Origin of the sequence: uncultured Sphingomonas sp. (genome assembly GCF_946477935.1) — a bacterium.
GTDB lineage: Bacteria > Pseudomonadota > Alphaproteobacteria > Sphingomonadales > Sphingomonadaceae > Sphingomonas.
On sequence record NZ_CAMLAC010000197.1, the window covers coordinates 1 to 6,741 of the forward strand.

Annotated in this window: 6 protein-coding genes; 5 read left to right on the forward strand and 1 reads right to left on the reverse strand. The window is 67.6% G+C overall.

All coding sequences use genetic code 11. The features are described 5' to 3' along the window. The first annotated feature begins 186 nt into the window (after positions 1 to 186). Positions 187 to 2,334 carry a sodium-translocating pyrophosphatase gene (locus Q0U08_RS16020; RefSeq protein ID WP_298092556.1) on the forward strand — a complete coding sequence of 716 codons (2,148 nt, stop codon included), beginning with the start codon at positions 187 to 189 and terminating at the stop codon, positions 2,332 to 2,334. On the opposite strand, the gene Q0U08_RS16025 is transcribed toward Q0U08_RS16020, so the two are convergent. Continuing rightward, on the reverse strand, positions 2,285 to 3,370 hold the full coding sequence (locus Q0U08_RS16025; RefSeq protein WP_298092557.1) for a hypothetical protein: 1,086 nt from the start codon (positions 3,368 to 3,370) through the stop codon (positions 2,285 to 2,287). The genes Q0U08_RS16020 and Q0U08_RS16025 overlap by 50 nt on opposite strands. 172 nt (positions 3,371 to 3,542) lie before the next feature. On the opposite strand from Q0U08_RS16025, the gene Q0U08_RS16030 reads away from it, so the two are divergent. From Q0U08_RS16030 to Q0U08_RS16045, 4 genes are all read left to right on the forward strand, one after another. Continuing rightward, a complete protein-coding gene (locus tag Q0U08_RS16030) occupies positions 3,543 to 4,358 on the forward strand; it encodes an alpha/beta fold hydrolase (protein ID WP_298092560.1) in 816 nt (271 codons plus the stop codon). A 46-nt stretch (positions 4,359 to 4,404) separates the two neighbouring features. Next, positions 4,405 to 5,718: a dicarboxylate/amino acid:cation symporter gene (locus Q0U08_RS16035; RefSeq protein ID WP_298092558.1), complete on the forward strand. Its 1,314-nt coding sequence runs from the start codon at positions 4,405 to 4,407 to the stop codon at positions 5,716 to 5,718. Positions 5,719 to 5,852: 134 nt separating this feature from the next. Next, complete coding sequence (infA, locus tag Q0U08_RS16040; RefSeq protein WP_007403889.1) at positions 5,853 to 6,071, forward strand: translation initiation factor IF-1; 219 nt, start codon at positions 5,853 to 5,855, stop codon at positions 6,069 to 6,071. Beyond that, positions 6,071 to 6,685, forward strand: a complete 615-nt coding sequence (locus tag Q0U08_RS16045; RefSeq protein ID WP_298092559.1) for a nucleoside triphosphate pyrophosphatase — start codon at positions 6,071 to 6,073, stop codon at positions 6,683 to 6,685. Before infA ends, Q0U08_RS16045 begins: the two co-directional genes overlap by 1 nt. Positions 6,686 to 6,741: the final 56 nt, after the last annotated feature.

Here is a 6,741-nt window from a genome sequence, read left to right on the forward strand (position 1 = left end):
GGCCTGTCGCTGGTCGAGCATGGACGCGTGGTGGCGTTGCCGTCGTCGCTGGGGTTCGAGCATCGCGGTTCGTGATCGGCCGGCGCGCCGGACTATCACATGATGATTGCGTTTTAGCGGCGGGTGTTTAGCCTCCCCCCTTATCCGGCAGCAGACCGGGTTTTGGACGAGGGAGGATGCTTAAGCATGACGACCGTCTCCGTGGCCATGATCGGCGGACTGATCGCCGTACTTTATGGTGCCATAACAAGCCGCCAGTTGCTGGGGTTGTCGCCCGGTGATGCGCGGATGCAGGACATCGCCGCCGCCATCCAGGAAGGGGCCAAGGCCTATCTGGGGCGGCAATATACCACCATCGCCATCGTGGGCGTGGCCGTTGCCGTGGTGATGGCGGTAACGCTGGGATGGCTGTCCACCACCGCCTTTGCGATCGGCGCGATCCTGTCGGGGGTGGCGGGGTTCGTGGGGATGACGATCTCGGTGCGCGCCAATGTGCGGACGGCGGAGGCGGCGCGCACCAGCCTGCAGGGCGGGCTGACCGCGGCGTTCCGATCGGGGGCGGTGACGGGGATGCTGGTCGCCGGGCTGGGCCTGCTGTCGATCGCGGTGCTGTTCTGGTATCTGACCGGGCCCGGCGGGCGCCTGCCGAACGATCGGGGGATCGTGGAGGCGCTGACCGCGCTGGCGTTCGGCGCGTCGCTGATCTCGATCTTCGCCAGGCTGGGCGGTGGCATCTTCACCAAGGCGGCCGATGTCGGCGCGGATCTGGTCGGCAAGGTGGAGGCGGGGATACCCGAGGACGATCCCCGCAACCCGGCGGTGATCGCTGACAATGTGGGCGACAATGTCGGCGACTGTGCGGGCATGGCGGCCGACCTGTTCGAGACATACGTCGTGACGCTGGGCGTGACCATGGTGTCGATCGCGCTGCTGGTGCGCGCCGATGCGGCCGAGCTGATGCAGTTGATGGGCCTGCCGCTGGTGATCGGCGCGGTGTGCATCGTCACCTCGATCATCGGCACCTATGCGGTGCGCCTTGGCCGGGGCAGCATCATGGGGGCGCTGTACAAGGGGTTCTGGACCTCCGCCCTATTGTCGATCCCGGCGCTGTACCTCGCCACGCGCTGGGTGCTGGGGGACCTGTCGGTACCGATCGGCGGCGCGGGCTTTCTGGACGCGGGTGCCGACGCGCTGACGCTGGACCCGAATCCCGGTAGTGCCGCGAGCTTCACCGGCATGGACCTGTTCTGGTGCATGCTGGTCGGGCTGGCGGTGACCGCGCTGATCGTGTGGATCACCGAATATTACACGGGCACCGCCTATCGCCCCGTCAAGTCGATCGCCCGCGCGTCGGAGACGGGGCACGGCACCAACGTGATCCAGGGGCTGGCGATCAGCCTGGAGGCGACCGCGCTGCCGACGCTGGTGATCGTCGTCGCGGTGGTGGTGGCGTACCAGTTGGCGGGGATCATCGGCATCGCCTTTGCCGCAACCGCGATGCTGGCGCAGGCGGGGATGGTGGTCGCGCTCGACGCCTATGGCCCGGTCACCGACAATGCCGGCGGCATCGCCGAGATGGCGGGCCTGCCCGACGAGGTGCGCGAGCGGACCGATGCGCTGGACGCGGTGGGCAACACCACCAAGGCGGTGACCAAGGGCTATGCGATCGGCTCCGCGGGGCTGGCCGCGCTCGTCCTGTTCGGGGCCTATACCACCGACCTGCGGACCTATTTCCCGGACGTGACGGTCGATTTCAGCCTGTCCAATCCGTACGTCATCGTGGGACTGCTGCTCGGCGCGCTGCTGCCCTATCTGTTCGGCGCGTTCGGGATGACCGCGGTCGGCCGCGCGGCCGGCGCGGTGGTGGAGGAGGTGCGCGGCCAGTTCCGCGACAATCCGGGCATCATGGCAGGCACCAGCCGGCCCAATTACGGGCGGACGGTCGACCTGGTGACGCGCGCCGCCATCCGCGAGATGATCGTGCCCTCGCTGTTGCCCGTGCTGTCGCCGATCGCGGTGTATTTCATCGTGCGGGCGGTGGCGGGGCAGGCGAACGGCTTCGCCGCGCTGGGCGCGATGCTGCTGGGTGTGATCGTGTCGGGCCTGTTCGTCGCCCTGTCGATGACGAGCGGCGGCGGCGCGTGGGACAATGCCAAGAAATATATCGAGGATGGCAATCACGGCGGCAAGGGATCGGAGGCGCACAAGGCGGCGGTGACCGGCGACACGGTGGGCGATCCGTACAAGGACACCGCCGGTCCGGCGGTTAACCCGATGATCAAGATCACCAACATCGTCGCGCTGCTGTTGCTGGCGGCGCTGGCCGGGGGGTAAACCGCGGGGGCGGTGCGGCGCCCCCCTTGCCTGGGGACGCCGCATTGATATTCTCCGTGCCTTCGGTGCGGCCCAGGGGAAGGGGCCGTGCCGAAGGGGGGAAGACATGAAGCCTGGAATCTATGCATTGGCCCTGTTGGTGACGGGGGCCAGCCCGGTCGTGCAAAAACCCGCGGCGGACAATGGCCCGGTGCCGGTCGACGTGTTCGCCGAGCTGCCGACGATGGAAGGTCCGAAACTGTCGCCGGACGGGACGCACGTCGCCGCCAAGATGGCGATCAAGGGCAAGCAGTATCTGGTCGTCATGCCGTTGCGCGACACCAAAGCCGCCAAGACGATGCGGATCGGCGACAAGATGGACGTCAACTGGTGGCGCTGGGTCGGCGACAAGTGGCTGGCGGTGGGCATCGGCGCACAGGACACGATCTATGGCGAGGAGGTGTACGTCACCCGCATGCTGGGCGTGCCGGCGGACCTGAGCAGCAGCAAGCAGATCGACTGGAGCCGCTCCGGCATCCGCGCCGACGAGGTCTTGTGGACCGCCAAGGACGGCAGCCCGCGCATCCTGTTCGCCAAGCAGACCGGCATCGAGTCGATGGACCAGGTCTATCCGTCGGTGTTCGAGGCGGATCTGTCGACCGGACGGGCCAAGCTGGTGGCCGATGGGCAGCGCAACGTATGGAACTGGTATGCCGACGGGCAGGGCCAGGTGCGGATCGGTTATCGCTACAATGACGAAAGCCGCAAGGCGATGCTGTTGTACCGCGACCGCAACGGCGAACCGTTTCGCACCATCGCGCGCGCCGACCGCAAGCGCGACGAGGGCATGGTGGTGCCGCTGACCTTCCGCCCCGACGGCTCCGCGCTGGCATTCGACGACAGCGAAGGGTTCGATGCGCTGTACGAGGTGTCGCTGCCCGACCTGAAGCTGGGCAAGAAACTCTATGCCGCGCAAGGCTATGACCTGGACGGCCTGATCGACAATGCGGCGGAGACCGATGCCGACGGCGTCAACGTGACCGACACCTTCGGTCATATGGTGTGGTTCAATCCGGCGTTGAAGCAGATCCAGGAGGACGTGGACAAGGCGGTCGGCGCGCCGGGCGCGTATCGTGTCGTGGAACAGCGACCGCAGCAAATTCCTGGTCGAGGTGGGACGTCCGTCCCAGGCGGGGGCGCTGTATTTCTGGGACACTGCTTACGGCAACATGCAGCGTTATGCCTGGAACAACGACACGCTGAAGGGCCGCGTGCTGTCGCCGGTGTCGACCGTGCATTACACCGCGCGCGACGGCACGCCGATCGAGGCGGTGCTGACCCTGCCGCGGCTGCGCGCGCCGAAGAACCTGCCGCTGATCGTGCTGCCGCATGGCGGGCCCTTCGCGCGCGATTCGGAAGGATGGGACTGGTGGGTGCAGTATCTGGCGGAGCTGGGTTATGCGGTGATCCAGCCCAATTACCGGGGATCGTCCGGTTACGGCATCGACTTCGCGAAGAAGGGCGAGGGGCAATGGGGCCTGAAGATGCAGGACGACCTGGACGATGCCATTCCCTTCCTGGCCAAGCAGGGCATCGCCGACCCCAAGCGCGTGTGCATGATCGGCGCATCCTATGGCGGCTATGCCGCGATGCGCGCGGCGCAGCGGAATGGCGACCTGTATCGCTGCGCGGTATCCTATGCCGGGGTGTCGGACCTGGCCGCGATGCAGCGCTATGACGGGCAGTTCCTGTTCGGCAAGACCCGCGGTGACTGGCTGAAGAAGCAGGCGCCCGATTACCGCGCGGTATCGCCCCGGTTCGGGGCGGCGGCCTTCACCATCCCGATCCTGCTGGTGCATGGGCGCGAGGACAAGCGCGTGCCGGTGAAACAGTCGCGGATGATGGCCGATGCCCTGAAGGCGGCGGGCAAGCCGTACGACTATATCGAGCAGCCGCTGGCCGACCATCATTTCACCCGCGGTGAGGACCGGCTGGAGTTCCTGAAGGCCATGGCGGCGTTCCTGGCCAAGCATAACCCGGCATGACGCGGGGGCGGCGGGGCATGGTACACCGGTCGGGCGTTCACCCCGCATGACCGACACCGCTCCCGCCTCCCCGACCGGCATCGCGCTGCATTACCAGATGCTGATCGGCTTCGCCGTGGGGCTGGGCGCCGGGCTGGTGGTCAATCTGACGGCAGGGGGCGCAGGCTGGGTGGAGGCGGTGACGACCTATGTCACCGGGCCACTGGGACAGGTGTTCCTGCGGTTGTTGTTCATGCTGGTCATCCCGTTGCTGTTCTCCGCGCTGGTGACCGGGGTGGCGGAGATGGGCGATGTCGCCGCGCTGAAGCGGATCGGGCTGCGCACCCTGGCGGCGACGTTTGTTTTGTCGGCGATTTCGGTGGTGGTGGCGCTGGTGCTGGTCAACGTGCTGCGGCCCGGTAGCGGGGTGGATGCGGAGACGGCGCGCGCCCTGCTGGCGCAGGCGGAGCAGGGGGCGGGGAGCATTCTGGCGTCGACGCGCGAGCAGCCGGGGGCGGTGGAGCAGGTGCTGGCGATCATCCCGTCCAACGTCATCCGCGCGGCATCGCAGGACGACATATTGGCGCTGATGATGTTCGCGCTGGCCTTCGGCATCGGGCTGGTGCTGGTCGGCGAGGAGAAGACGCGGGCGCTGCGCGAGGCGATCGAGGGCATCCTTGCGGTGACGCTGCGGCTGATCGGGCTGGTCATCCGGCTGGCCCCGGTCGCGGTCGCGTGTTTCATGTTCAACCTGGCGGCGTTGTTCGGGCTGGACCTGCTGGTGCGGCTGGGGGCCTATGTCGGCACGGTGCTGCTGGCGCTCGGGTTCCAGTTGGTCGTCGTCTATGGGCTGGCGGTGTGGCTGGGCGGGGGCATGCGGCCGTGGCGCTTCTTCGCCGGCGTGCAGGAGGCGATGGTGATGGCGTTCGCCACCGCATCGTCCAACGCGACGCTGCCCACCTCGCTGAAGGTCGCGGAAGAGCAGTTGAAGCTGCCGCGCAAGGTGTCGCGTTTCGTGCTGACGATCGGCGCGACCGCCAACCAGAACGGCACCGCGATCTTCGAGGGCGTGACCGTGATCTTCCTGGCGCAACTGTTCGGCCACGACCTGTCGCTGGGGCAGCAGGCGATGGTGATGGCGGTGTGCATCCTGGGCGGGATCGGCACCGCAGGCGTGCCGGCGGGCTCGCTGCCCGTCATCGCACTGATCCTGGGGATGGTGGGCGTGCCGCCGACCGCGATCGGGCTGATCCTGGGCGTCGACCGGTTTCTGGACATGTGCCGGTCGATGTTGAACGTGACCGGCGACCTGGCGGTGGCGACCGTGGTGGTGCATGGGGTAGGGGACGGGGAAGGGGGCGCGAAGGCCGGGCGCGCGTGACTTGCCGGGTGGATATGCGCTACCCATATGGGGCATATCCCCGCTGATCCGCGCGCCTTTCTTTTCGAGCCTTTCTCGGCTAAGGCGGCGCGCCGTTGCGGCGAACCCTTTTTACGACCAGCTGAGGTAGTTTTTTGGCCAAGGAAGAACTGCTCGAGATGCGTGGCCGCGTGGTGGAGCTTCTCCCCAACGCGATGTTCCGCGTACAACTCGAGAATGACCACGAGATTCTGGGACACACCGCAGGCAAGATGCGCAAGAACCGCATCCGCGTGCTGGTCGGCGACGAGGTGCTCGTCGAGCTGACCCCGTACGACTTGACCAAGGGCCGGATCACGTATCGCTTCAAGTGATGGGTGGTACCCTTGACGGTGCCCCTGTGAATCCCTGCGTGACTCCCCGCCTGGTTCTCGCCTCGTCCAGCCCGCGCCGTCGCGATCTGCTCGCGCGGATCGGCGCCGTGCCCGCGCGCCAGGCCTCTCCCGATATCGACGAGACTCCGCAGCCGAACGAACTGCCGCGTGTCTATGCGTTGCGGCTGGCGGTGGAAAAGGCGCAGGCCGTCGCGCGGGAGGCGGGCGAGGTGGTGATCGCGGGCGACACCACGATCGCGGTCGGGCGGCGCATCCTGCCGCCGGCGACCGACGAGGTTGTGCAGCGCAAGCTGCTGGCGTTGCTCTCCGGGCGGCGGCACCATGCGCTGTCCGCCATCTGCGTGATCGATGCGGCCGGCACGGTGCGCACGCGGATCGCCGACACCGTGGTCGCCTTCAAGCCGCTTTCCGCCGCCGAGATCGACGCGTATGTCGCGTGCGGCGAAGGGCTGGGCAAGGCGGGCGGATATGCCATCCAGGGCCGGGCCGAGGCGTTCGTGCGCTTCCTGTCGGGCAGTCATTCGGGCGTCGTCGGCCTGCCCCTGTTCGAGGCGCGCGCGCTGTTGAAGGCGTCCGGCCTGCCACTTGGCTGAATGGCTGTACGAGGCGGGGATCGGCGAAGCGCGGGCCGCGCTGGTCGAGGATGGCC

Coding starts and splice junctions, on each gene's coding strand:
- Q0U08_RS16020 (WP_298092556.1), top strand. CDS start 187: ATGACGACCGTCTCCGTGGCCATGATCGGCGGACTGATCGCCGTACTT.
- Q0U08_RS16025 (WP_298092557.1), bottom strand. CDS start 3,370: ATGACCGAAGGTGTCGGTCACGTTGACGCCGTCGGCATCGGTCTCCGC.
- Q0U08_RS16030 (WP_298092560.1), top strand. CDS start 3,543: ATGCAGCGTTATGCCTGGAACAACGACACGCTGAAGGGCCGCGTGCTG.
- Q0U08_RS16035 (WP_298092558.1), top strand. CDS start 4,405: ATGACCGACACCGCTCCCGCCTCCCCGACCGGCATCGCGCTGCATTAC.
- Q0U08_RS16045 (WP_298092559.1), top strand. CDS start 6,071: ATGGGTGGTACCCTTGACGGTGCCCCTGTGAATCCCTGCGTGACTCCC.